Origin of the sequence: Paenibacillus sp. G2S3 (genome assembly GCF_030123105.1) — a bacterium.
Lineage (GTDB): Bacteria > Bacillota > Bacilli > Paenibacillales > Paenibacillaceae > Paenibacillus_AQ.
The window spans coordinates 4227029-4251968 of record NZ_CP126095.1 but is presented as its reverse complement, the minus strand read 5'-3'; the positions used below and the strand labels follow the sequence as shown (position 1 = coordinate 4251968).

24 protein-coding genes are annotated in these 24940 nt (G+C 41.6%); 19 read left to right on the top strand and 5 right to left on the bottom strand.

What is annotated here, in order from left to right; translation table 11 throughout:
* Nucleotides 1–149: 149 nt before the first annotated feature.
* Entirely contained in the window at nt 150–746 is a 597-nt protein-coding gene (locus QNH28_RS18670) for a DUF1349 domain-containing protein (protein WP_283908001.1), read from the top strand.
* A gap of 120 nt (nt 747–866) precedes the next feature.
* Nucleotides 867–1757 carry an alpha/beta fold hydrolase gene (locus tag QNH28_RS18665; RefSeq protein WP_283908000.1) on the top strand — a complete coding sequence of 297 codons (891 nt, stop codon included), beginning with the start codon at nt 867–869 and terminating at the stop codon, nt 1755–1757.
* A gap of 107 nt (nt 1758–1864) precedes the next feature.
* On the opposite strand, the gene QNH28_RS18660 is transcribed toward QNH28_RS18665, so the two are convergent.
* The 3 genes from QNH28_RS18660 to QNH28_RS18650 form a co-directional block, all read right to left on the bottom strand.
* The gene (locus QNH28_RS18660) at nt 1865–3544 is read right to left on the bottom strand and encodes a type 2 periplasmic-binding domain-containing protein (RefSeq protein ID WP_283907999.1); all 1680 of its coding nucleotides are present in this window, start codon (nt 3542–3544) and stop codon (nt 1865–1867) included.
* A 109-nt stretch (nt 3545–3653) separates the two neighbouring features.
* Entirely contained in the window at nt 3654–5261 is a 1608-nt protein-coding gene (locus tag QNH28_RS18655) for a response regulator transcription factor (RefSeq protein ID WP_283907998.1), read from the bottom strand.
* Nucleotides 5262–5265: 4 nt separating this feature from the next.
* Nucleotides 5266–7077, bottom strand: a complete 1812-nt coding sequence (locus tag QNH28_RS18650) for a sensor histidine kinase (protein WP_283907997.1) — start codon at nt 7075–7077, stop codon at nt 5266–5268.
* Nucleotides 7078–7220: 143 nt separating this feature from the next.
* On the opposite strand from QNH28_RS18650, the gene QNH28_RS18645 reads away from it, so the two are divergent.
* From QNH28_RS18645 to QNH28_RS18590, 12 genes are all read left to right on the top strand, one after another.
* On the top strand, nt 7221–8183 hold the full coding sequence (locus tag QNH28_RS18645; protein ID WP_283907996.1) for an ABC transporter permease: 963 nt from the start codon (nt 7221–7223) through the stop codon (nt 8181–8183).
* 15 nt (nt 8184–8198) lie between these two features.
* The gene (locus tag QNH28_RS18640) at nt 8199–9071 is read left to right on the top strand and encodes a carbohydrate ABC transporter permease (RefSeq protein ID WP_283907995.1); all 873 of its coding nucleotides are present in this window, start codon (nt 8199–8201) and stop codon (nt 9069–9071) included.
* Between the two features lie 212 nt (nt 9072–9283).
* Nucleotides 9284–10636 (top strand): sodium-dependent transporter, encoded by a 1353-nt coding sequence (locus tag QNH28_RS18635; RefSeq protein ID WP_283907994.1) that lies wholly within the window; start codon nt 9284–9286, stop codon nt 10634–10636.
* A gap of 241 nt (nt 10637–10877) precedes the next feature.
* Nucleotides 10878–11549: a GntR family transcriptional regulator gene (locus QNH28_RS18630; RefSeq protein WP_283907993.1), complete on the top strand. Its 672-nt coding sequence runs from the start codon at nt 10878–10880 to the stop codon at nt 11547–11549.
* A 21-nt stretch (nt 11550–11570) separates the two neighbouring features.
* Entirely contained in the window at nt 11571–12731 is a 1161-nt protein-coding gene (locus tag QNH28_RS18625) for an amidohydrolase (RefSeq protein WP_283907992.1), read from the top strand.
* A gap of 46 nt (nt 12732–12777) precedes the next feature.
* Nucleotides 12778–13821, top strand: a complete 1044-nt coding sequence (locus QNH28_RS18620) for a methionine ABC transporter ATP-binding protein (protein ID WP_283907991.1) — start codon at nt 12778–12780, stop codon at nt 13819–13821.
* Nucleotides 13796–14455, top strand: a complete 660-nt coding sequence (locus QNH28_RS18615; protein ID WP_283907990.1) for a methionine ABC transporter permease — start codon at nt 13796–13798, stop codon at nt 14453–14455. The genes QNH28_RS18620 and QNH28_RS18615 overlap by 26 nt, the downstream gene beginning before the upstream one ends.
* Nucleotides 14456–14485: 30 nt before the next feature.
* Nucleotides 14486–15505, top strand: a complete 1020-nt coding sequence (locus QNH28_RS18610; protein ID WP_283907989.1) for a uroporphyrinogen decarboxylase family protein — start codon at nt 14486–14488, stop codon at nt 15503–15505.
* Between the two features lie 11 nt (nt 15506–15516).
* A complete protein-coding gene (locus QNH28_RS18605; protein WP_283907988.1) occupies nt 15517–16344 on the top strand; it encodes a MetQ/NlpA family ABC transporter substrate-binding protein in 828 nt (275 codons plus the stop codon).
* 18 nt (nt 16345–16362) lie between these two features.
* Nucleotides 16363–17169: a pyrroline-5-carboxylate reductase gene (proC, locus tag QNH28_RS18600; protein WP_283907987.1), complete on the top strand. Its 807-nt coding sequence runs from the start codon at nt 16363–16365 to the stop codon at nt 17167–17169.
* 2 nt (nt 17170–17171) lie between these two features.
* Nucleotides 17172–17936, top strand: a complete 765-nt coding sequence (locus tag QNH28_RS18595) for a VOC family protein (RefSeq protein ID WP_283907986.1) — start codon at nt 17172–17174, stop codon at nt 17934–17936.
* A 172-nt stretch (nt 17937–18108) separates the two neighbouring features.
* Nucleotides 18109–18207, top strand: a complete 99-nt coding sequence (locus QNH28_RS18590) for a YjcZ family sporulation protein (protein ID WP_283907985.1) — start codon at nt 18109–18111, stop codon at nt 18205–18207.
* Nucleotides 18208–18290: 83 nt separating this feature from the next.
* Here QNH28_RS18590 and QNH28_RS18585 read toward each other — a convergent pair whose 3' ends face one another.
* On the bottom strand, nt 18291–19010 hold the full coding sequence (locus tag QNH28_RS18585) for a class I SAM-dependent methyltransferase (protein ID WP_283907984.1): 720 nt from the start codon (nt 19008–19010) through the stop codon (nt 18291–18293).
* 332 nt (nt 19011–19342) lie between these two features.
* On the opposite strand from QNH28_RS18585, the gene QNH28_RS18580 reads away from it, so the two are divergent.
* Both QNH28_RS18580 and QNH28_RS18575 read left to right on the top strand, forming a co-directional pair.
* Complete coding sequence (locus QNH28_RS18580) at nt 19343–20335, top strand: hypothetical protein (protein ID WP_283907983.1); 993 nt, start codon at nt 19343–19345, stop codon at nt 20333–20335.
* 33 nt (nt 20336–20368) lie between these two features.
* Nucleotides 20369–20611 carry a helix-turn-helix domain-containing protein gene (locus QNH28_RS18575; RefSeq protein ID WP_283907982.1) on the top strand — a complete coding sequence of 81 codons (243 nt, stop codon included), beginning with the start codon at nt 20369–20371 and terminating at the stop codon, nt 20609–20611.
* Between the two features lie 30 nt (nt 20612–20641).
* Here QNH28_RS18575 and QNH28_RS18570 read toward each other — a convergent pair whose 3' ends face one another.
* Nucleotides 20642–21550 carry a LysR family transcriptional regulator gene (locus QNH28_RS18570; protein ID WP_283907981.1) on the bottom strand — a complete coding sequence of 303 codons (909 nt, stop codon included), beginning with the start codon at nt 21548–21550 and terminating at the stop codon, nt 20642–20644.
* Nucleotides 21551–21655: 105 nt separating this feature from the next.
* Between QNH28_RS18570 and aroA the strand changes: the two genes are divergently transcribed.
* The 3 genes from aroA to QNH28_RS18555 all read left to right on the top strand — a co-directional run bounded on the left by aroA (nt 21656) and on the right by QNH28_RS18555 (nt 24894).
* Entirely contained in the window at nt 21656–23002 is a 1347-nt protein-coding gene (aroA, locus tag QNH28_RS18565; protein WP_283907980.1) for a 3-phosphoshikimate 1-carboxyvinyltransferase, read from the top strand.
* 18 nt (nt 23003–23020) lie between these two features.
* Nucleotides 23021–24076: a chorismate synthase gene (gene aroC, locus QNH28_RS18560; protein WP_283907979.1), complete on the top strand. Its 1056-nt coding sequence runs from the start codon at nt 23021–23023 to the stop codon at nt 24074–24076.
* A gap of 182 nt (nt 24077–24258) precedes the next feature.
* Nucleotides 24259–24894, top strand: coding sequence for a hypothetical protein (locus tag QNH28_RS18555; RefSeq protein ID WP_283907978.1), 636 nt, complete (start codon nt 24259–24261; stop codon nt 24892–24894).
* The last annotated feature ends 46 nt before the right edge of the window (nt 24895–24940 follow it).

Here is a 24940-nt window from a genome sequence, read left to right as displayed (position 1 = left end):
ATTTGTAATCATTATCGTACCCGTAACTGAGACTTTGAATGGGGCTACTAAGATTAGAATTTATCATTAGGGAAGAAACAGAAGTACTTCTTGTGGGCTTAAAGGCTAGGCGTTATGTTGAAAAAACCATTGATGATAGGAGAAGAAGAATGACTGTAAACTTATTTGTAAACGAAACAAGAAAACAACTGAGCTGGATGAATCATCCCGAAACCTGGGAATTTACAGATTTAGATGAACTGACATTAATAGCACCTCCCAAATCAGACTTTTTCCAAGACCCGGCAGGTAAACATTTCGCAAGCTCAGCGCCATTCTTATCCACCCCTGTGGGTACTTCCTTTGAAATGACGACCAGAATTAGTGTCAATATGCGGCATAAATATGATTCAGGCTGCCTCATGCTTATGATGGACCATTATAACTGGGCCAAGATTTGCTTTGAGTTTGACGGACAGTATCCCATAATCGTGTCTGTGGTGACAAGGGAAGGGATGTCAGATGATTGTAACTCCGTACAAGTTGCTGTAGATAATCCATATTTGCGTATCACCAAGCAAAATCATTGCGTTACTTTCTCCTATTCAGAGGACGGAGCGAACTGGGCACTGATCCGATATTTTGGAATGAAGGAAGGTGCTGAATGCGTAGCGGGTGTTGTCGGACAATCTCCGCAGGGTGAAGGCTGCTTAGTGAAATTCGACTATTTGAGTTTGTCGGAATCAAAGGGGGAAAGCCGCTTCTAAAGCAATAAATGAAATGGGGTGCCATGAAGGCAGTTATACTTGACTTTGATAATTTTCTGCTGGATACGGTACCTCATCTTGTATGTTAAGATGATTTTGATAGTTTTGGAGGTATAGAAATTGATAGAGGAAATGATCAGGTTAGATGATATATGTATTAATGTAAGATATACCTTGAATCATAAGGTGATTGTTTTATTTCTACACTTTAGTGGTGGGAATTTGAACATGTGGAAAGGAATCATTCCCCAATTTGAACAGGAATATAGTATCATTGCTCCTGATCTCAGAGGACATGGCAAATCTGATAAGCCAGATACAGGATATCATATCGATGATATGGCAAATGATGTTTATTTATTGCTACAGCGACTCCAAGTAACTAAATGCCATGTAATAGGCAGCTCAATGGGGGCTGAAGTCGGACTCAGTTTAGCTGCGTCACATCCAGAGCTCGTTCTATCCCTTGTTTGTGAGGGCGCTTTATATAATGAGTTTGGGGAATACGGGTTATTTAATGGCACAGGGGAAGAATTGGAACATAAAAAACAAGAAATCCGAGCTCAATTAGCTGAACGAAAAGAACGTGTATTTAAAAATAAAGAAGAGTACGTCGAGGAAGAGCGAGCGGAATTTACTAAGCATGGATTATGGAATGAATATTTCGAATCTTTCTTCTATCACAATCTACAACAGATACCAAATGGTAATTATACATATTGTTATTTAAATCGTGTGAGAACAGAATATATTCAAAAATATTGGGATGTGAAGTTTGAGCATTATTACCAAAAGGTGAGATGTCCAATCTTATTTCTTCCTAGCGAAGAAGAGTGGACGGATGACAAAATTAGAAGCAGTCTACATTCGTTCTCTAGTCTAGTAGATGTATACGAAATAGAGCATGTTGCAAATTCCATCCATGCTTATGTCTGGATGCAACTTCCGATTGCTGTAGGTGAAATATCTAGAAGATTTATTAGTAAGCACAACGCATTAATGACCGTGTAGGGGACAAGCAGTTCTCTATTGTTCAAATTCCAAAAGAGGAGATCACTGGACATAAAAACAAGCCGGAGCAAATGAACGCTCCGGCTTGTTTCTATATTTGTTAAAGCTTATTGCGCGGAAACAGACTTGAACCATTCGTTAACTTCTTTAGTGATTTGGTCACCGCCATTGGATTTCCAATTGGCAACGAATTGGTCAAAGGAATCTACTGGCAGTTTGCCGTAAATAATCTTGTTGAAAGTTTCCATTTCGGACTGACGAAGCAGGTTCCATTTGGAAACCATTGTTGGTGTCGCAGCACCAGTGAAGTAGTTTTGTTTACGGATATCTATTTGTGACATAACAACTTTTCCTGCCGCCCAGTTTTCTGGTTTACGGAACTCTGCCATTTGTTTTTCATAAGGTGTTACAGGTGTCTCGCCATCAGCAAGTTTAACCAAAGTCTTCATAAACAGATCAGGAATACGAGCCGGACCTGTTAAGAATGGGAATTCATTGGAGAAGTCTTTAATCTTGTCTTTATCACTTGTAGGTTGTCCATCAATCATATCCCAGTCGTAACCTTTAGCAAAGCCATATTCATATTGACTGCCTGCAGCCGGGTTAGCTAAGTTATCAAGCAAGTAGTTATAGTACAAGAAAATCGCTTCTGGATGCTTAGCATCCTTGTTAATCATGATACTAGCGTTTACACCAGAATTTTGCCATTTGGTTCCAATCAAACCATCTGGTCCTGCCGGAACCGCATAACCTTTAATCTTCGCTCCAGGTACGTTCTTCATAAGATCGGGAGCCGGCCAGTCTGGAACCCAGTTGGCGCCTGGTAGAATACCAGCTGCACCTTTGGTGAAGCTTTCAGCAGATTTACCTTCATCCCAAAGGGCGGAGTCCGTGTGAATATAGCCTTTATCCATCCATTCGCTAAGCTTTGCGAGTGCTTGCTTTGCACCTGGGTTAATGGAACCATATTCAAGATTGCCGTCTTTGTCCTTATTCCATTGTTCCTCAATCGTACCGTATGCCCCGAATAACCAGTCGAGTTGGCCCATCCAGGTATTTGTATTGTTTTTCAAAGAAATTGCAAGCGGGTACACGTCTTTAGGAGCTAAGCCATCAGGGTTTTCGTTCTTGAATTTATCCATGATGTTCTCAAGATCGGCGATGGTCTTAGGCGCCTCCAGATTAAGCTTTTCCATCCAATCTTCACGCAACCACAGAAGCGTATCATCGTTGTCTGTATATTCAAGGATCGGTAGATTATATTTCTTACCGTCTTTAGTGAATGGGTACCAAAGCTCTGGTTGTGCGGCAACGTGATCTTTCAGAATTTTGTTTGCATACTTATCAAATAACTCATCGATAGCAATGAACTGACCGGAATCAATAAGCTGATTGGTCAATACTGCGTTAGTTGGTGCAAAAACGAAATCAGGAAGCTTTTCGCCGGAAGCAATGGCAAGTTGAAGCTTTTGTCTGTATTGATCGTCATTTGCAGGATACCAAGTATCTTTATGCTTCATGCCGAGTGTTTCAAGCATCCAGCGATCGTGAACGTTATTTTCTTTGGTATCACCTTGAACATACTTCTTAGGCATCAATACGGCACTGAACTCGATCGGTGGATCGTATTTGCCTTTTGCGAAAGCAGCATCTGCTTCGGATTGGGTATTTTTGGTAGCGTTACCATTTTTGGCGTTCTCATTAGATGTGCCGCTACTGCCACATGCTGTGAGAGTGATAAGTGCTGTGACCGTGAGAAGCGACCACATTTTCTTGAACTTGATCATTCTTCAATTCCCCCTACTGTGTATGATCTTTACAAGTGTAACTTTAACAACTTGTCGGGGATGTCATCTATATGAGATTTTTAGTTTCGATAGGACTCTATCATGCTATTTATTTTGTGTCTCTATATTCCTGCGGTGTTACCCCAAACTGCCGTTTGAATACTTTGATAAAATAAGCAGGGTCCATATACCCAATCTCCATGCTGATTTCATAGACTTTTTTAGTGGTGGTCTTCAGCTTATGACAGGCACGATCCATCCGCAAGCGCGAGATATAATCGCTAATCCCTTCACCTGTTTCGATCTTATAGATTTTTGATAAATGGGTCGGATGGAGATTTACATGGTCAGCTAGAACACGTAATGATACATCATCATGCAAGTTCTTATCCGTATAATCTTGAATTTTCTTTACATACTCTGAACGTATGTCTTTGATTTCGTTGGATGTTCCTTCTTTGAGATTGGCTAGAACACTTAGCGACCATTTTCTTAGTTTACTAATGCTGGTAAAAGCATCCCCACTCTGCAACGCTTCCATATCGGTCCCCATTATGTTTGCCAGCGTATGACCATTGCGGTGTGCAAGATTCGTGAAAGAGGCAGTAATTAAAAAGCCAGCCTCCATGCAATGCTCCCAGGATTCAGACCATTTCTCATCCAGTTCGGCACAGACGGCAAGCAATTTCTCTTCGGCCGCCTCCCAATGTCCACTCTCCAGTAGATGAATCAAAGAGGGGGGGGTATAAAGGGCGTCTAAAGGCCCTTGCGTTGCGGGATGTTCCAAGTCACTGACCCGCATAATGAATTCTCGCTCATCTCCGACAATTTGACGGAAAGAGGAGGAGGCCTGATGGAAACGATTCGACAGCTGCTCAGGAAACTTGAACCACTCGGTGATTACAATGGATAGTGAGCCTTTCAGAAATTGTTTAACCTTATATTGAAGTTGTAAAGACAGCTTCTCTAATATGGATTCTTTTCCAAGGTCAGTTTCTTGTTCTTTAAGCTGGAGCAGAAACACAAGGTATCCGTGTTCCTCCTTAACGCCCCAGACCTCCATAAATTCACCCATAATCTCTTCAGCCATATTAATGATCGCATATTCAATCAAGGTTTGATCGGTATTATCAAATTCTCCGAATTCTTCTTCCATTCGTACTAGCATCAAAGCGGATTCTCCGGATTGGAAGGGCAGATCGTAGCTCACGAGCTTCCGTTCCCATTCACCGGCTTGGAATCGATGACCTTGTAAGGCATCCAGTAACAATCGCCCCCGTAGAACAGGGAGATTCTCCCGGAGGGTAAACTGGGTTCGCTTAAGAGAGCTTATGAGCTCCCATTCTGCATTCAATTGATTGATCGCATTTTTGACTGCTCCGAGCAATTCATCATCAGTCGGCGGTTTAAGCAAGTAATCTACGGTCTTGTTCTGGAGTGCTTTTTTGGCATAATCGAATTCTGAATGGCCGGATAATATAATACATTTAATTTTTTTGTTGTGTTTTCTTATCCGCTCAATCAATTCGATTCCCGTCATTTCTGGCATTTGAATATCTGAGATTACTATATCAATGGGATGCGTATCGATAATTTGTAGCGCTTCACGTGCTGAATAAGCTTTATGCACCTGTTCAATTCCAAGCGTATGCCAGGGTTTAGTCATGGAAAGATTATCTACCCAGTGTGCTTCGTCGTCTACTATGATCATCTGCATGTTGTTAGTCTCCTTGATGTTCCTTTAATTTATAACTATCATCCTCAGTGGGGATTTCCCAGATAATTTCTGTTCGGAATCCACCGAGAGGGGATGGCTTGAATGTAAGACTTGAACGATTGCCGAACAGGTGAATGATCCGTTGATTCGTATTCCAAAGACCACAGCCCATTTCCTCCTGCAAAGGCTCCTGCATTTTACGGTTTAATGCTTCTAGCTGATCCGGATCCAAGCCAGGACCATCGTCATCGATATGGATTTTGCAGAAACCATTCGATTTCTCACCACTAATTTTAATCTCACCTGATGAATAGGACTTACCTACTCCGTGAATCACAGAATTCTCCACCATAGGTTGGAGCATTAGGCGTGGCACAGACTGGCTAAGCATATCCTCAGGAATATCAATATGATAATCAATTCTGCCATTGCGCAGTTTCTGGATATCTAAATAGTTGACCAGGAGCTTGATTTCTTCCTCCAAAGAAGCGGTCTCCCGTTCCATCCGGGTGGTATAACGATAGTAAGCACTTAGATTATAAGCCATTGAGACGACAGCGTCCTCATCCTTCATTTGGGCCATATTGATAATATACCCAAGACAGTTATAGAGAAAATGCGGATTAATTTGAGCTTGAAGCTGCTTCAGAGTAGCTTCTCGAGCACGAATCTTTTCATTAAATACATTTTCTATCAGGTCTTGAATTTGATGGGACATATCATTAAAACGACGGAACAGAAACGAAAATTCATTTTGCTCATTGCTATGAAGCCGTACGGAATAGTCTCCTTGTTGTACGCGTTGTAAACCGCTGACTAGCTTTTTAATCGGATATTGAACGTTTCTATATAGCAGAATGGAAGAGGATACTCCCACCACAAATAGCAGAATCATTGTGATATAGAATAAATCTCGACTAAGAGAAATCGGCTTGAGAATTTGATACAGGGGAACAACATCTACTAAATGCCAATCCAAAGAGGCAGATTTCACAGAACTGACCAAATAATTCTTCCCATTTAGTTTCACTACATCCTGAGTTGTATTCTCCGGAGAGTGATTATCCAGGTAACGAACTAGTTCGTCGGATAGCTGCTTGTCCGCGCTACGGTTAAGGATCGGTTTCTCTCCTTTGTGATAAAAGAACGGATCGCCTTGCCCACCTGCTTTATACGAATCAAGCATGTTCTGAATGTTCGTATAACTGAAGCTGGCTTCAATGACTAGGCTACTTCCCGTTAACGTCCCCGGCTGAGCTAAGGAATCCGTTAAGAACCAGTAAAAGGATTTTAGATCGCCTTGTGATTCCACGCCATGATCACCATACGTCCATCTTCCACTCATATTTGCTTTTAAATAATTCTCATCATAACCAGCGGGTCTGTCGTAATTAGCGATGACATCTTTATTCTGCTGTGAATGAACGGCGTATCTGGTAGGCCAAATATCTGTAACCCCAGCTTGAAGCACCATCTTTTCCTGGATAATATATCTTGTCTGCATCTGATCATATCGATCTTCCCAAACATTTAATCCATTGAATGCCCTGACATTGGGATCTCTTGAAAGAATAAGGGTGAAGTCCATCATCTGATTAATTCGCGAATCAATCTGATTAGATAAAAAAGTGAGCTGTTTCGTATTGGACGACTGCAACTCTTTGCCTACAACCTCGAAGGTGACGTTATTTGAAAAGGTATACATGATAATGATGGGAATGAATAGGATTATGATCAAGCTGTTTATTTTGGCAAACAGACTAAATCGAGATTGTAAGTTCCCTCTAAGTTTTGTAAAGCGCTTCCATAAATTCATAAATGCCCCTCCAGATGTTGTCCTAATAAAACCCTATCAAGCCTAACAATGTTATATAGTCAAACCTGAGAAACGCCTGATACTATTTATAGCAGAGATCCCCATCACACACAAAATATTTTTTTTGGGAACAGGAGAGAGCTATGGAGGCTAAGTTAGAGGTTAACTCGATACAGCAGGCGAGCCTAGAAAGTCAGCCGAGTAAAAAAAGAAAAAAAGGCTTTAATCAACCATGGATTCTCCATTTAATGGTGTTGCCAGCGGCACTCATGGTTTTTATTTTTTCTTATATTCCGATGTCCGGAATTCTTATGGCATTTCAAGACTATAAACCTGCGCTAGGTTTTTTTGATTCCGAGTGGGTCGGACTTAAGCATTTTAGGTACATGTGGGAGAATGATTATTTCTTATCCATCACGTGGAATACGTTGTTTTTTGCGTGCTCCAAGATTGTTTTGAACTTGATTATTCCGTTCATTTTCGCGTTATTGTTAAATGAGGTACGGAGAATGGGTCTAAAAAGAACTATTCAAACACTCGTTTATCTTCCGCACTTTCTGTCATGGGTTACACTTTCAGGGATTCTTATCGATATCCTTGCTCAGACAGGTATTGTCAATCAATTCCTCACATCCGTATTCGGCATCAAGCCGATTTTCTTTCTAGGGGACGGTAACTGGTTCAGGTTCACTATCATTGCTAGTGATGTCTGGAAAGAGTTTGGTTTCAATACGATTATCTTTTTAGCGGCACTTTCGGGTATAAATCCGTCACTCTATGAAGCTGCTGAAGTGGATGGGGCGGGGCGCTGGAAACAAACGATGTATATTACAATTCCTGCGTTAATCCCAATCGCTATCGTTATCGCAACCTTGGCACTGGGTAATGTGCTCAACGCAAACTTTGACCAGATCTTTAACTTGTACAGTCCATTGATCTATCAGCAGGGAGATATCATTGATACCTTTGTGTACAGAGAAGGTCTACTAAGCGGACAGTTCAGCTTCGCAACCGCAGTTAATCTATTCAAATCGGTAATCAGCTTAGTCTTAATCGTAGTCTCTTACCGACTTGCTTATAGATTTGCAGGGTACAGAATTTTCTAGAAAGGATGACAACTGATGTACCATAAAACAATTCCATATCGAATATTCAGTATAATCAATAATGTGTGCCTGACTATCCTTTCCGTGCTCTGCCTGCTACCTTTGTACCACTTACTCATGGTATCTCTTAGCGCATCCGCACCTGCTAATGCTGGATTAGTCACATTCTGGCCGATTGGCTTTACCTTTGAAGCCTATGCAAAGACATTTAATAATGTCAATTTTCTTAACTCTTTATGGGTGTCTGTGGAACGGACAGTACTAGGAACAGGACTTGCGCTGGTGGTAAATACGGTTGCAGCTTATGCGCTGTCTAAGGAAACAAGAGTGTTTCGTGCAAGAAACGTCTATCTTTGGTATTTTGTTGTTACCATGCTGTTCAGCGGTGGTCTGATTCCGGGTTACATTCTAATTCTGAAGCTTGGTCTTATGAATTCATTGATGGCGCTTATTCTTCCTGGATTAGTTGCTGTATTTAACATCATTTTGCTTCTGAATTTCTTCCGTACCGTACCTAAGGATCTTGAGGAAGCAGCTTTTATTGATGGGGCGGGGCATTTTCAGACCTTTTTAAAAATATATTTACCGGTCTCCTTACCTGTTATCGCAACCATTTCCCTATTCCTTATGGTAGGACACTGGAACGCATACTTTGATGGTATCATTTATATTAGAGATGCAGACAAGCTTCCGCTAGCGACGTTTATGCAAACGATTATTGTTCAGGCAGATATGTCGAAGCTTGATCCGGCAGCCGTTGCTAATTTATCTCAACGAACCATTCGAGCCTCGCAGATTTTCATAAGTGCTTTACCAATTCTATTGGTTTATCCTTTCCTGCAACGTTTCTTTGTAACTGGGATTGTGGTTGGTGCTGTAAAAGAATAATCTCTTTATAGTAAAAGAGATTGAAGAAGGAGCTACGGTTCTAGTCCAAGACTAGAACATGTAGCTCTTTTTTTCGTTACGATGAATTCTGTGACTGAATTGGATAATTATTGAAAATACTAAAAATATTCAGAAAATTTTCATATGACGATCATGCTAACATAGGCTATAATGAGGTCTAAAAAAGAAAAAAAAGAAAACGGGGCATAAGAATGAATCAATTTAAAGGTGAAAAAAATCTTCTCTCGGAGAAGAAAGAGCGTTTCTCTTCCGCTGGCTTTATTTTCGCAGCTATCGGAAGCTCAGTAGGATTGGGGAACATGTGGAAATTTCCGTATATTACTGGGGAAAATGGGGGAGCAGCTTTCTTCCTTCTCTTCATTGTATGTTTAGTGTTGATCGGTTTACCCGTACTGTTGGCAGAACTGGCCATCGGTCGCAGTGGACGAGGAAGCGCGGCTACCGCATTTGTACGAGCCGGAGGCGGGAAGAGCTGGATGGCAGTCGGATTTTTGCAAGTCCTTGCACCCTTTTTAATTCTCTCCTTTTATATCATTGTTGCAGGATGGACGTTGAACTACGCAATGATTGCCTTTAATGGACAACTGTTCAGTACTACTGATTATGCAGGTGAATTCAACTCCTTTATCTCAGGATCTATGCCGATTGTTTGGCAGGGGATCGCAATCCTTATTACGGCGTGTGTGGTGATTCTTGGAGTCTCAGGTGGGATTGAGAAATTTAATAAAGTATTAATCCCTGGTCTGGTCGTTCTCCTTTTTGTATTGATGATTCGAGCAGTGACCTTACCGGGTGCTAACGAAGGGGTAGCCTTTTTCCTCAAGCCGGACTTTTCGGTGCTGACGGCGGAATCTGCGCTAGTCGCATTGGGACATGCTTTCTTTTCATTGTCGCTCGGGATGGGGATCCTCCTGACTTACGGCTCTTATGTGGATAAAAAACAATCGCTAGGTACAGCTGCACTCGCAGTCGGAGCGGGAGATTTGTTATATGCGTTTATCGCAGGATTGATTATTTTTCCGACGACATTCTCATTTGGCATTGCTCCTGATCAGGGCCCTTCGCTAATTTTCATTGCTTTGCCAGCAGCTTTCTCAGCTATGCCGCTAGGTGCATTCTTTGGTGGTTTATTCTTTATTTTGCTGGCGATTGCCGCTTTAACTTCTGCCGTTTCCCTGCTTGAGGTGCCAGTATCTTTCGCCATGGAGCGCTGGAATTGGAGCCGGAAACGTTCAGTTTGGATTTTGTCTCTAGTATGTTTCCTACTCAGTGTTCCTTCGGCGATGTCTTTGGGAATGTTCCCTGAGCTGTCGTTTGGCGGCAAAGCACTGTTCGATTGGGTTGATTTTGTAACCTCTAACATTATGTTGCCACTAGGCGGTCTGTTGGTTACCATCTTTGCCGGTTATTTCTGGAAAGGTGCAGCAGAAGCGGCTGGACTTAAGGCAGGTTGGTTCCGCGTTTGGTTGTTTATGCTCCGGTATGTTGCGCCAATTCTTGTATTTTTGGTATTGCTTCATACTTCAGGGATTATTAAATTTTAATACACTTCAAGTTCTATCAAATATCTAATTAAGCTCTACGACCCTTTGCGGTTGTAGAGCTTTTTTTATGTTGAAGATAATTACATTATTCCTCTAAATCCTACTTGACTAGGTGGATTAATTGGAATATAGTATAAAAAAAGCTTGAACGAATCCATTCACAACTAATAATTGTATACAATTATACAAATATAATATTGGGCTCTTGCCCAACAGATTATCGATGAGGAGCAGTATAAATATGGCGATACGATCACGAAGATTATCAAAGGATAATACCTATGATGCATTAAAACAAAAAATTATAGATAGTGAATTAGAGCCGAATCAACCGGTACATGAAGAAAATTTGGCGGCGTTATTAGGGGTTAGTCGTACTCCACTAAGAGAGGCTATTCAGAGATTGGAGAACGAGGATTTTCTCATTCGACAGCCAAATGGAAGACTGCGGGTAGCTTCTGTGACCCTCAAAGAGGTAGAAGAAATATTCCAAATTCGCAGCATGCTTGAAGGCTATATTGCAAGAAATGCAGCTAAACATGCTAAAGAGAACGATATTGTTAATTTAACGACGATGATCACAAAAATGAAACACTCCTTCCAGCTTGGCGACAATCAGAATTTTGTAACCTATGGATTTGAGTTCCATGATTATTTATCAGAAATTAGTGAACTTAAAACATTCGAGAAAGTTCTGAATCAATTAAGAGATCATTCCCTTCGTTATTGTCGATTCGTCTCGATGCATGGAGATTGGAATACACAGGCAGATGAAGAACATGATCTTATCTTGCAAATGATTGCTGACCACAATGAAGATGGCGCAGAAAAAGCAATGCGAGATCATATTTTAAGCAGTCTAGCAACTGCGCTCGACCGGATTAAAGGTATTGAAGATACGTCGGAAGCATAAAGAAAGGGGAGAACTTACATTATGAAAATACTAAATGAGGTGGATCAAGCTTTAGCGAATCAATTAATTGAGGTTCGAAGAAACCTGCACAGAGAGCCTGAATTAGCTTATGAAGAATTTAAGACCACAGAGAAATTACGGGAATGGCTGACCCATGCCAATATTCATATGCTTGACCTTCCTTTACAAACCGGACTCATTGCAGAGATCGGGCAAGGCAACGGTCCTGTGGTAGCCATACGCTGTGATATTGATGCACTTCCGATAGAGGAACAGACCGGCTTGCCTTTTGCCTCAGAGATCCCTGGAAAAATGCATGCCTGTGGGCACGATTTTCACTCGGCTACTATACTAGGAGCTGCCTTATTGCTGAAGGCTCGTGAAAGCGAATTGCCTGGAAAGGTGCGAGTATTGTTCCAGCCAGCGGAAGAAACAGGGCATGGGGCGGAGAGCGTCTTAGCATCAGGTGGACTCAAGGATGTTGACGCTATATTCGGTTTACATAATTCACCAGACCTGCCTACAGGAGCTTTTGGAACAAGAACAGGAGCTTTAACAGCAGGTGTTGATCGGTTTGAAATTACGATAAAAGGTGTCGGCGCTCATGCTGCTTATCCTGAAAAAGGTGTGGATTCCATTGTCACTGCGGCTCAGATTATTACCTCGCTACAAACCATCGTAAGCCGCCAAAACAGTACTACAGAACCGGTGGTGCTAAGTGTCACCAGAATTAATGGGGGCTTCACATGGAATGTCCTGCCGGAAAAAGTGGAATTAGAAGGTACGGTGCGAACTTACAATGAAGAGATCCGTCGCCAAATTCCAGTCCAAATGACTCGAATTATTGAAGGGATTGCTGCAGCTACTGGAGCAGAGGCTAAGCTACATTGGTATCCAGGACCACCAGCAACGATTAATCATGGCGAATGGGCGGACTTTACCAAAGAGATCGCCTTAAATTCCGGATATGAAGTACATGATATCCCTCCGCAAATGGGAGGAGAAGATTTCTCATTCTATTTACAACAGATCCCGGGTGCCTTTGTAAATATAGGATCAGGTCCAGCGTATGCGTTACATCACCCTCGGTTCGACGTGGATGAGGCTGCGATTTTACCCGCTGCGAAATATTTCGCCTTATTGGCAGAACAAGCGCTGGTGAAGCTACAAGACAAAGCTTAATTAAGCTCCTAATCCTAAATCCTGAAAATGATTGAGAGGAATGTACATGATTGAATTAAAACAGGTTTACAAAACGTTCACTCGGAAAGGGATCACTATTGATGCACTTAAAGGGATCGATTTAAAGGTCGATAAAGGCGATATCTTTGGGGTTATCGGCTATAGTGGTGCAGGGAAAAGTACATTAATTCGTTTAGTCAATTATTTGGAGAGACCCACAGAAGGACAGGTTTTCGTTGCTGGGCGTGATTTAGGGACCTATAACGATAAAGAGTTACGAACGGCTAAGAAGAATATCGGCATGATTTTTCAACATTTTAATCTATTAGAATCTAAAAAAGTATTTGATAATGTTGCGATTCCTCTAGTTCTCTTGAAAAAGAATAAGAATGAAATCCGCCAGCGTGTACAAGAGTTGCTAGAGTTTGTTGGATTAAGTGACAAAGCGGGGAGCTATCCTAGTGAATTATCAGGTGGACAGAAGCAACGTGTCGGAATTGCCAGAGCGCTTGCCTCGAATCCATCCATCCTTCTATGTGATGAAGCAACTTCTGCCTTAGATCCACAGACAACACATTCTATTTTACAGCTATTAAAAAAAATCAATGCGGAGTACAACATTACTGTGATGATCATTACACATGAAATGTCTGTCATTCAAGAGATTTGCAACAAGGTGGCGGTGATGGAAGAGGGCCGAATTATTGAGCAAGGAAGCGTTCTGGATGTATTCGGTAGCCCCAAGCATAAGACGACACAAAATTTTGTGAAGACGGTTATTCAAAATAGTATTACACCGAGCGTCCAAAAATCCATCAAAACAGAAGCGGGAAGTATTCTTTATAAACTTAATTTTGTTGGAGAAAGCGCCTCTGAGCCTATCCTGTTCGAGATGATTCGATCCTTCGATATGAAGGTCAATATTTTATTTGCGAATACGACGGAGATTCAGGAAACGACACTGGGTACAGTAATTATTCAATGCAGTGGAGATACAGCTGAGATTAACAATGCGTTATCTTTTTTAAAACGTCATGGAGTCGGTGTAGAGGAGGTAGAATCTAATGTTTTCGACCACATTAACAGGTGATCAATTTCTGCAGGCGATTATCGAAACGATTCAGATGGTTGGCGTCTCCTTGTTTGTTGGTTCTTTGATTGGGATTCCTTTTGGGATATTGCTTGTAATCACTCGTCCAGGTGGGGTTTTGGAGAACAAAGCGTTTTACGCCATATTAAATCCGATCATCAACATTATACGCTCTCTGCCTTTTATTATTTTACTCGTGGCGATTGTACCGTTCACTCGTTTGATTGTGCATACTTCGATTGGGACAAGCGCAGCGATCGTACCTTTAATAATCTATATTGCACCTTATATTGGACGTTTGGTAGAGAACTCCTTGCTTGAAGTGAATCCGGGAATTCTTGAAGCTGCTGAAGCGATGGGGGCAACGCCATTTCAAGTGATATGGTACTTTTTGTTGCCAGAGGCGGTTGGATCATTAATTCTGTCTTTGACAACGGCGACGATCGGATTGATCGGTGCAACTGCAATGGCTGGAACGGTAGGGGGCGGCGGTGTCGGAGACTTGGCGATTGTATATGGATATCAACGTTTTGACACGGTTGTCGTGGTAGCTACTGTTATTATTCTCATTATTTTAGTGCAAGGCATTCAATCTTTAGGCAACACGCTAGCAAGAAAAATTCGCCGTTACTAGATATTACATAATCCAGGAGGGAATCGACAGATGAGTGAATGGAGCAAGCAAGATCGATTTAAAGCGATATTATCCGGAGAAAAGGCAGATCGCCCAATTGTAAGTGGCTGGCGCCACTTTATCGACAAAGAGCAAACTGCATATGATTTAGCACAAACTACGATTTCTTTTACGAAACAATATGATTGGGATTGGGTCAAGATTAATCCAAGAGCGACTTATTTGGCGGAAGCTTGGGGGAATCAATATGATTTTACGGATTATCAGACCGTATTTCCTAGGCAGCAAACGACTGCTATTCCATCAGCGGCTAATCTATGGGATCTCGAAGTTAAAAAGGCAGTACAGACAGCATCCTTGGTAGAGCATTTAGAAGCGGTTAAGCAAATTCGTAAAGGTCTACCGGACACCCCTCTGATTCAAACGGTATTCTCACCATTAACTGTATTGCTATTTATTGTTGGCCGTTCTGCTTATGTTACAAAAACAGTGTTTGGCATTGAGCACCCGGTAACTTTGGAGTCATTGTTTAAGGAACATCGAGCGGCAGCGCATCATGCATTACATACGATTTCATTAACCTTAGCTGATTATGTTCAAGAGCTACAGCAAGCAGGTTCTGACGGCTTGTTCTACGCAGTGACGGGCACCGCTCACCCAGGATTATTTGATGAAGCCATGTTTGATGAGTTCTCCAGACCTTATGACTCTATTGTGTTAGAAGCTGCAAGCTACGGCAAAAACGTTCTTCATACTTGTGGGGCCTATGCTCAGCCTGAGAAATTCAATGATTATCGAATTGATGGGATCAGTTGGGATACTGTTGCCGAGGGAAACCCCGGTTTAGAAGCAAATCTCAAAGCTACTAAAGTAGGTGGCGTGGATCATGGGTTGTTCGCTGTAAATGATATTGCACAAATTAAGCAGCAGGCTAAAGAAGCACTGACATTAATGAAGGATCAGCCGTTTATTCTTTCTCCAAATTGCGCCATCCCACTAAATGTGACGGATGCTGCGTTAGCACAACTAAAACAATCTATATTTGAATAGGAGATGAAGTGATGAAAAAGTTGATAGTAGTGTTGATGATAGGGGTTCTAGCGGTGTTGACCGCTTGCGGGAATAGTCAATCCGATAATTCTGGAGATAAGAAGAAGCTTACCATTGGATTCGGTGTGGGCACCTATGAGGAGCAATTCCGCCAATCGATTCTACCGATCCTAGAGAAACAAGGCTATAGTGTTGAAATTAAGTCCTTTTCGCAAAACATGCAGGTTAACCCTGCGATGAAGGAAGGCTCCATTGACGCAAGTATCTTCCAAAGCACAGCATATATGGAAGCAATCAACAAAGAAATAAAAGCAGACATGGTAGGAATTGCTTATGCTCCTGGTGCTCCACAAGGTCTTTATTCCGTGAATCATACTACACTTGACGATGTTAAAGATGGTACAACCGTAGCTGTTCCGAATGATCCGGTGAACCAAGAGCGTGCACTGCGTATCCTGGAAGAATTGGGTTGGATCAAAATTAAAGAAGGCGCAGGCGTAGCTGATTTTAACATCAACAGCATGGAGCCGGATAAATATAACATTGATATTAAAATATTAGACCCCGCTCAAATCCTAGTTTCACTGCAAGATGTTGATTATGGCGTTGTAAACGGGAATTATATTGCTAATTCAGACAGAAAGATTACGGATGCCTTAAAAATCGAAAATACGCCTATGGAACATAGAATTATCGTATCGGTTAATAAAAAGGATGAGAATACGCAGTGGGCGAAAGACTTGAAAGCCGCTTATGAATCTAAAGAGTTTGAAGAATATATCCGTGGAATAGAAAAATACGATGGTTTCATTCTGCCTGAAGCCTGGGACAACAATTAAGTAAGGAAGTGAACGCAAGTGACACAAGAAAAGATTCATTTTATTGGTGGAGGACAGATGGCGGAAGCGATTATTCGCGCATGTATATCCAACAACACCCTGTCTGCAGATCAAATTAGTGTATCAGACATTAATGAAACTCGTCTTCAGTTTTTGGATACCAAATACGGAGTAGATACGAAGAGTTCTCAGGAGCATAGCCTATCTACTGCAGATCTGATTGTAGTTGCGGTGCGACCACAGGATAATTTGGCTACACTTGGACAAATCGTACAACAATTCGCTACATCCACTGCCGTGATCGTTTCGATTGTGGCGGGTGTGACGAATGAACAATTAACTGGTTATTTTGGAGCTGAGCGGTCGATTATCCGTGTCATTCCAAATACTTTGACTGATACAGGCTACGGATATAGCGGTGTAGCTTTAAATGCTTACGCTAGCCGTGATCAAGTGGAGCATTTCTTACTCGGATTTGGTAAAGTACAATATCTGGATGAGGCATTAATGGATGTTTTCACTGGATTTGGTGTGGCTGGTCCTAACTATATTTATTATTTCATTGAGTCTTTTGTAGATGCAGGTGTGCTTGCCGGATTGCCGCGTGAGCAAGCCTGGAGTGTTGCATTAGAGAATATGATGGGATCTGTAGCTATGCTGCAGCAGACAGGGCTGCATCCAAGACAACTGCTTGATATTAATAATTCACCTGGTGGTGTTGGGATGCATGGCTTGTACGAATTAAATAACAGTGATTTCGCAGCAGGTCTGCAAAGAAGTGTTTTGGCAGCTGTAAAGCGTACTACTGAGCTGGGAGTGAAGTAATCATGGCAACGGTGAAATGGGATCACTTAGTACACTATGTCAATGATCTGTCCAAACCGGTTGAAATCTTTGGAGATCATGGTTTGGTTGCTTTTAAGGGAGGCTCTCATAAAGATTGGGGGACCTATAACGCATTAAGTTATTTCGGGCTAACCTATCTCGAATTTCTGGGCATTGAGAATCTTGAGCTAGCAAAGGCGACCGAACATAATCTAGTGGTGAAAGACGCGGTGAAGCTTCTACCTGAGCATGAAGTATTGAGCAGAGTAGTCATCCGGACGGATGATATTGAAGAAATAGCGGATTCCCTACGTGCAGCAGGTTTATCACTATCTCCAATTATCGATGGGAAGCGTCTGGATAACGAGGGCAGATGGATAGAGTGGCGCATGATGACTATCGGGGGCGACTTTGAAGGATTGGTCTATCCGTTCATCATTCAATGGAGCGGAACAGATGTAGAGAGATTGGAAAGATTAACATCATCCGGAGTCATCCAGCCTCATCCTGCTGGTCATGTTGAAATCGTGCGTGCTGTATTCCATGTCTCCGATCCTGCAGCTACCGCTAAACATTGGGGCTCGATATTCGGACTGCCTGTTACAGAGTCAGAGGATGGTGCCTTGATCCTTATGATTGAAGATAAGTCTTTTGCTTTCGTGCAAGGGGATGAGAACCAGTTCAAACAGGTGTTTTTTGAAACGGATTCGTTAGCGCTGAAAGGGAAGACGATTCAGATCGGCGACGGGGAGTATGTTTTTGCTTAAGGGATTAGTTTATTTATAGTTTAAGATAAAAGACTTGTTTGAAGTCATCGCTACTTCGAGCAAGTCTTTTTTTGCCCAATGACTATCCTGAACCTGTAATTTAGGTGATAGTCCATACTTTTAGAATAGTGGCGCATATTATATTTTAGGAAGTAAAAGGAGGGGATAATCAATGGGTTATGGAGTTGGAGGCAGATTTACTTCTACTGGGGAAATTTTGGTTCTTTATATCTTATTAGTAATTATATTATCTGCTTGTTTCTTTGTATAATAGCAGGCTATCAGAAAGAACAATAGCCACTGTTCCAAGGCTATTGTTCTTTTTTCGCAAATGTTGATGGGTAAGCCAATCCTTTATTTCGTTCCAATAACGAGAATAAACCCGATGTATTCATGATAACGTTCCATTATACTGTTGTACTTGCTGATCACTTCCCAAATCGTGTGGTCAAGAAAGGAATCAGCATCCATTTGTTGATAATGGTCTGGATGCTCTGTAAGATCCTCACTTGATTTAGGAAACAAGAAGGGACCATCTATCTGTGAATGATAAAAATCCATAGCGTTTACTAATGCTGACCAATCATTAAAGCCCCATAGATTCTCAACATGATAAAATGTAGTAATTTCTTGATTGATTTCTGTAGACATAGGTTTATATTGGATCATTTCTCTGTCAAAGAGCTTGCCTCCAGTTCGCAATACCCTATAATATTCCGAAAATGCCTTTTCTGTATCAGTGAAAATGGATACAGACTCAACAAGAATGACATCGAATGATTCGTTAGGAAAAGGAAGCGAACTTGCGTTTCCTATTAAGAATTGAATTGAAGAATTCTCTTTTTCAGCCCGTATTTTTGCTTTTGAGATCATATCTGGGTGAATATCTATACCTATTACATCATGACCTTGCGCAGCTAAATAACAAGATGTTCTGCCAGTGCCACAACCAACTTCAAGGATTCGGGAGGCTGTTGGTAGAGGATATTGTTCAAATTGCTTTAATGTTGCAGTAAACCCTCCAGGATGAGCATTTCCAACACCTAATTTAGCAAGCATATTCAAATATTCCATAAGTTTAAATTCCTTTCACTGCGGGTCTTATTTTATAATATGAAAAAAAAATAACTTTGTACCGCAGTGCTGAATATTACTGACTTAGGCCATACATAAAAAGAAAATTTAGGTTATTCTTAATTCAAAAGCCAGATTGGTAAAGCAATGTACGAAATTGCTTGGCGATCTGGCTTTTTTGCTTGTTATTCATGGCGACTTGTAAATAATGTAAATGTAGAGTATTGTAAGTAGTAAGTGATAAGTAGTAAGTAGTAAGTGAAATCAAAACGCTCACCACACGGAATAAATATCATCCAGTAAATACGAATTTAGGATAGGGGTGGATGGTTATGATGGATTTAAAATTAGCACCAAGTTTTTCATTGATCGCACTTAATGCACAGAGAAGTCTTCATATGACTACTGTTAAGAAAGTGTCTTTACGCTGCATGGCGGCAGCGGTTATATTGGAGCTTTACTTAGAGGGATATTTTACACAATCTGAGAACAATTTAACTGTGCCTAAAGAAGGCTTTGATCAAGCTCATTCAACACTTTATAGAGAAACTGTTCTACTACCCTTACTTCATAATAGTGCTGAGGTGAAGGGTGACCTAAATTGGTGGTTAAAAAAGGCTTCCATGCTGTCTAACAAACAATTAAAAAAGTTTGAAACTGCGATTACAGATTATCTTAAGGCAATGAATTTGCTTGAAGATATCCCTAGTCTGTTAGGGAGCGACATGTACTTTGACTCTGCTGAAGTTGAAATAAGGGCATATCGCAGTAATATGGAGGCCTACACAAGCATTACAGAGAACATTCGGGCAGAAATTTTGGAAGAGGGTCCAGTAACGGATGAGGTCATTTGTATGCTTTGGCTACTTCGTGAATGTGGATGCATGCATGTTTTCTTATCGCTGAACGAATTAGAAAAGGTTAATATCAAATTACATGATCTATACCAAAGTAACATATGGGCAAAGGCTCTATTTCCTATACAAATTCGCCATGGAATTGAGTTAGGCTTTAAACGTTTTTTAGAATTGAAAACAAAGTTTGCGAAGACCTTTATCGGTAGTAGTATCAATCTTATTTTCCCTGCCCTAGAGCGATCACAAGCTGTCTTTATAGAAACAGAGTCTTGGTTTGATAATTCTAATCAAAGACTAGACGCAGTTATTACAAGATTAATATCCTATGGACATGAAGTTAAGGTGATGGAGAGAGGATCGATTGCGACCCTTAAAATTGATAATTTGTTATACGATGCGATTCCGCATTTTGTAATGATGAAAGTGCCAATTCAAGGTGTGCGTATTGTTCCGAAGCGCCCGCTGTAAAGGAGTTGGTAATCAATGTCTAGACAACGATCCATGGAGAATATTTTGGCGTCAGAGTATGTATCTATAGGGGAATTAGTAAGAATCACAAATTCTCGATATAGTACACTCAAACATTATACAGAAGAAGGCATGCTGCCCTTTGAACAGGCAGAGGAGAATTTAACACGCAGATATAAAAGAGAGGAAACCGCCGCACGCATTCTTTGGATCAAAGAAATGAAAGAAAACGGTTTATCTATCCCACAAATTAAAGAAGCTTTAGGAATGAATTAAACATCGGGGTTCCCGGTGTTTTTTGCTTTTTTAATCAAAGATTTTAACATCCTCTGATAACTGCGCACCAATCATCCGAACGAAATGCTCAGCCGCAACAGACAGCTTTCTATCCTGTCGTACTGCAAAGCCTATACTGCGAGGTAAAAGCGGATCGTCTAGCTTCAGCTCATAAAGTTTTCCACTATGAAGATCCTCTTGCACGAAAGAACGGCTAATAAAAGCTGCACCATACCCTAATCTAGCGAACTCTGCTAGTAGTTCTATGCTCCCCAATTCAATATCAGGGATTACCGATAATCCCTTAGTCGCAAACCATTGCTCAACAAATACTCTAGTGCTGCTTCCTTGAGAAAATAGGATTAAAGGTAGCTCTGACACTTCTTTCATGGTTAGTGAACGACTCGCTAAATCTTGATAGGCTTCACCTACTACAAAACAATCCTCCAACACAGCCAGCGTCTGTATATTTAGCAGCGGATCGTGAAGAGGCATATGGACAAAGGCACAGTCAATCTCACCATCTTTTAAACGCTTAGTGATATCTGGTGTCTTCCCATGAGAAAGCCGAATTCTTATACCTGGATATGTGCTATGGAAGGTGTTCAACTGCGGCAACAAAAGATGCTTGATCAGATAATCACTGGCTCCGATTCGTATTTCTCCCTCATTTAACTGCTTCAAGTTCTCCAGATGCTTCTGTGCAGAATCCAGCATGGAAAAGGATTGCTCCACATACTCAAATAACGCTTGTCCTTCTTCTGTAAGCTCTACACCTTTGGACAGCCTGTGAAACAGCTTAAGTCCTAAAGCTTCTTCCATTTGTTTAATGGCATAACTTACAGAGGGCTGTGTAATATGTAGTTCCACGGCAGCTTTTGTTAAATTTCGATGACGTGCCGTTTGCCAGAAAATACGATACCATTCCAAGTTGAACATGTGGTATAGATCACCTCTATATCATTGTGGTAAAAATCAAATTTCATTTATTTCATTTCATTCATTATAATCAGGCTAGAGGAATAATTCAAAGGGGTGGATGAAATGGAATCCAATCAACCGGACTTAGAAGCACGTTCTCTATGGTCAACGAATAGCGATAAACACATAGTAAAGGTTAGCCCAGCGAAAGCGGTAATCAATGGGACGATAACCATATCAGGAAGCAAAAGTCTGACGAATCGGGCCTTGGTGATCGCTGCTTTAGCGGAAGGACGTTCAGAAATAAAGGGAATATTAAGAAGCGATGACTCTTACTGGTGTATTGAATCATTGAAGAAACTGGGGATTCCCGTTGTGATAGAAAAAGAGACAGCTGTTGTGGATGGGTGTGGCGGTAACTGGCCGAATCCGACTGGGGAGCTATATGTAGGAGCGGCAGGTACGGTTGCGAGATTCTTACCCGCTGCACTCGCGGCAGGGATTGGCACTTGGACAATGAATGGAAGTAAACGACTCTGTGAGCGACCACTCGCGCCATTACTCGACGCATTAACGACCCTGGGTGCACAATTTGAGTATAAACAGGCCGAGCGTTGTTTACCTTTTACATTAGAGGCAAAAGGGCTGCAAGGAGGAAAGGCAACGCTGCCCGGCTCCACTTCAAGTCAATTTATTAGTGGATTACTGCTAGCCGCACCGTATGCTAATGAATCGGTAAACGTGTATATTGATGGAGAAGTTGTGCAAAGAGATTATGTCGAGATGACCCTTACCATGATGGCCTCCTTTGGTGTAACACCAGAAGCGTCTCAGGACGGTCAATCGATAACGGTTCCTACAGGAAAGTATCAGGGACAAGCGATCACTTTAGAGCCTGATGTATCCACATGCTGTTACTTCTGGGCGGTAGCTGCGCTTACGGCAGGACGTGTACGAATTGAAGGGATTAATGCTAGCAATACAGGTCAACCTGATATCGAATTCTTAGACGTTCTGGAGTTAATGGGCTGTACCGTTGTTCGTGGGGAGAACTTTGTTGAAGTGCAAGGTGTCCCACGGCTTAAGGGTGGATTCACAGTAAGTATGAAGAAGTGGTCGGATCAAACACTAACAATGGCTGCTATGGCTATTTTTGCCGATGGCCCCATCACTCTAAAGGATGCTGCACATATTAGACATCATGAATGTGATCGGATATCTGCGATATGTGAGGAAATAAGTAAGCTCGGAATACGTGTGGAAGAGTTTGAGGATGGTCTAACGGTATATCCGGGTCAGCCAATTCCAGCTTTACTAAATTCTCATGACGATCATCGCATGGCAATGGCGCTTTCTTTAATCGGATTGAAGATTGAGAATATTCAGATTATGGACCCTGGCTGCGTCTCCAAGACTTGTCCGGATTATTTTGATCGTTTGTCAGCGTTAGGCGTACAGATCCAATACTAAATAAGGAGTGCATATATAATGGCAGGAAATACATTCGGTGAAGTGTTCAAAATTACAACCTTTGGGGAGTCACATGGTGTGTCGGTAGGGGTCATAGTGGATGGGGTAACACCTGGCGTCGAGATTAACGAAGCTTATATTCAGAAGCAGATGGATCGGAGAAAGCCGGGACAATCTTCGGTGACTACACCTCGTAAGGAATATGATGTTGTTCATATACAATCTGGAGTATTTGAGGGAAAAACAACAGGTACGCCGCTCTTTGTAGTTCTTCAAAACCACGATATGAGACCAGAAGCGTACAGCGAGATCCAGGATGCTTTTCGTCCGGGCCATGCCGATTTTACTTATTTAGAGAAATACGGCATTCGAGATCATCGCGGTAGCGGACGTGCTTCAGGTAGAGAAACTGCGGCAAGAGTGGCCGGAGGTGCGATAGCTCGTAAGTTGTTAGAGAGAAGAGGCGTACAGGTAGTGGCGTACACACAAGAAATCGGAGGCATAAGATGTGAATCCTTCGATGAGGGTGTGATCGAACAAAATGCAGTCCGCGCTTGTGATCCAATTGCAGCTGACAAAATGATTAAAAAAATTGAGGGGTTAGCCGAGATTGGAGATAGCTGTGGTGGCATTGTGGAATGCCGCATTCGCGGCGTGGTTCCGGGTCTTGGAGAGCCGGTCTTTGATAAATTGGATGCAGAGCTGGCGAAAGCTATGTTGTCCATTGGTGCTGTTAAAGGGATAGAATTTGGAGCTGGCTTCGAAGCGGCAATGATGCTGGGAAGTGAGCATAATGATGCGAGGAATAGTGAGGGGTTTCTTACTAATCATTCCGGAGGAATCATCGGAGGGATCAGCACTGGACAAGAAATCGTATTTAGGATTAGTGTAAAGCCTACTTCGTCCATCTCTGTGCCACAGCAAACGACTAATATCAGAGGGGAAGAGCAAGAGATACGCACCGAAGGCAGACATGATCCATGTATTTGCCCGAGAATCGTACCTGTAGTAGAGGCTATGGCTTGTTTAGTGCTGGAGGATCAGTACAAACGACAAGCCGCTATGCTTGGATAATACAAAAGCAGCCTGGCCCATTACCGCATATTGCGCTAATGGGCTTTTAGTATATTATGGAATTAGATAACCGTAAAAGAACTCTAACAAATACTAAATAAAGGAGGGCCGTTAATAGACAACAATAAGAACAGCAATGAGACATCAAAAAGAAACAAAGAATGAGTTAAAAAGGTGGTTTTATGAGAATATTCACGATAGGTATTGTAGTATTGATGTTATTTGTTTTAAACCCTACTATAATAAATGATAATCCAAATACATCTATATCAAATAAAGAAGCCTCTGTTGAACCGTTAGAGAAATCAGCAACAGTAAGCTTAAGTGAATTGGCTAATGATTCCCTGGTGACCTTTGGAAAATCCTTCGTTAATCTATATACCGGAGCTGTTGCAGAACAAGAAACTGTATCGTTTGAGAGCTACATCTCAAATGCAAATCTTCTTAAATTCACAGATAAAATGTTGGAATTAACACAAAAGCAGGAATTGAATGGTGCCAATAGTGTGAATTTCGGCCTCGATAATGAGTTTAAGGAAGAAGAGCTTAAGGAACTTGATGAGAATCTTTACTATTTAAGCTTACCTTTTTCAAACGAAGGGTCTGGAATGACTTGCAAACTGCTAGTTCAATCTTCAAATAAGTCATTAGAAATTGTTGATTTTTACTTTGGATACAAAGATGGTGTAGATACTTTCACAACGGGTCACCCTGCGGAAAGGAAGATTGACAATCCACAAATTTGGGATGATCAAGAATGGGTTGATGATGTTTTTGAAAAGCTTGAACAATATGAAACAGAACTCTCCGTCAAGTAGACAGTAGAAGAATAGAGATCCAAGTGGCAACTTGCTTTCGGTATTC

What these genes read in the sequence shown, in the direction of transcription:
- QNH28_RS18615 (WP_283907990.1), top strand. Translation starts at nt 13,796, where the DNA reads ATGTTTTCGACCACATTAACAGGTGATCAATTTCTGCAGGCGATTATC.
- QNH28_RS18630 (WP_283907993.1), top strand. Translation starts at nt 10,878, where the DNA reads ATGGCGATACGATCACGAAGATTATCAAAGGATAATACCTATGATGCA.
- aroA (WP_283907980.1), top strand. Translation starts at nt 21,656, where the DNA reads ATGGAATCCAATCAACCGGACTTAGAAGCACGTTCTCTATGGTCAACG.
- QNH28_RS18605 (WP_283907988.1), top strand. Translation starts at nt 15,517, where the DNA reads ATGAAAAAGTTGATAGTAGTGTTGATGATAGGGGTTCTAGCGGTGTTG.
- QNH28_RS18625 (WP_283907992.1), top strand. Translation starts at nt 11,571, where the DNA reads ATGAAAATACTAAATGAGGTGGATCAAGCTTTAGCGAATCAATTAATT.
- QNH28_RS18610 (WP_283907989.1), top strand. Translation starts at nt 14,486, where the DNA reads ATGAGTGAATGGAGCAAGCAAGATCGATTTAAAGCGATATTATCCGGA.
- QNH28_RS18580 (WP_283907983.1), top strand. Translation starts at nt 19,343, where the DNA reads ATGATGGATTTAAAATTAGCACCAAGTTTTTCATTGATCGCACTTAAT.
- QNH28_RS18640 (WP_283907995.1), top strand. Translation starts at nt 8,199, where the DNA reads ATGTACCATAAAACAATTCCATATCGAATATTCAGTATAATCAATAAT.
- QNH28_RS18570 (WP_283907981.1), bottom strand. Translation starts at nt 21,550, where the DNA reads ATGTTCAACTTGGAATGGTATCGTATTTTCTGGCAAACGGCACGTCAT.
- QNH28_RS18660 (WP_283907999.1), bottom strand. Translation starts at nt 3,544, where the DNA reads ATGATCAAGTTCAAGAAAATGTGGTCGCTTCTCACGGTCACAGCACTT.
- QNH28_RS18655 (WP_283907998.1), bottom strand. Translation starts at nt 5,261, where the DNA reads ATGCAGATGATCATAGTAGACGACGAAGCACACTGGGTAGATAATCTT.
- QNH28_RS18590 (WP_283907985.1), top strand. Translation starts at nt 18,109, where the DNA reads ATGGGTTATGGAGTTGGAGGCAGATTTACTTCTACTGGGGAAATTTTG.
- QNH28_RS18650 (WP_283907997.1), bottom strand. Translation starts at nt 7,077, where the DNA reads ATGAATTTATGGAAGCGCTTTACAAAACTTAGAGGGAACTTACAATCT.
- QNH28_RS18670 (WP_283908001.1), top strand. Translation starts at nt 150, where the DNA reads ATGACTGTAAACTTATTTGTAAACGAAACAAGAAAACAACTGAGCTGG.
- QNH28_RS18555 (WP_283907978.1), top strand. Translation starts at nt 24,259, where the DNA reads ATGAGAATATTCACGATAGGTATTGTAGTATTGATGTTATTTGTTTTA.
- QNH28_RS18595 (WP_283907986.1), top strand. Translation starts at nt 17,172, where the DNA reads ATGGCAACGGTGAAATGGGATCACTTAGTACACTATGTCAATGATCTG.
- QNH28_RS18575 (WP_283907982.1), top strand. Translation starts at nt 20,369, where the DNA reads ATGGAGAATATTTTGGCGTCAGAGTATGTATCTATAGGGGAATTAGTA.
- QNH28_RS18635 (WP_283907994.1), top strand. Translation starts at nt 9,284, where the DNA reads ATGAATCAATTTAAAGGTGAAAAAAATCTTCTCTCGGAGAAGAAAGAG.
- aroC (WP_283907979.1), top strand. Translation starts at nt 23,021, where the DNA reads ATGGCAGGAAATACATTCGGTGAAGTGTTCAAAATTACAACCTTTGGG.
- QNH28_RS18620 (WP_283907991.1), top strand. Translation starts at nt 12,778, where the DNA reads ATGATTGAATTAAAACAGGTTTACAAAACGTTCACTCGGAAAGGGATC.
- QNH28_RS18645 (WP_283907996.1), top strand. Translation starts at nt 7,221, where the DNA reads ATGGAGGCTAAGTTAGAGGTTAACTCGATACAGCAGGCGAGCCTAGAA.
- QNH28_RS18585 (WP_283907984.1), bottom strand. Translation starts at nt 19,010, where the DNA reads ATGGAATATTTGAATATGCTTGCTAAATTAGGTGTTGGAAATGCTCAT.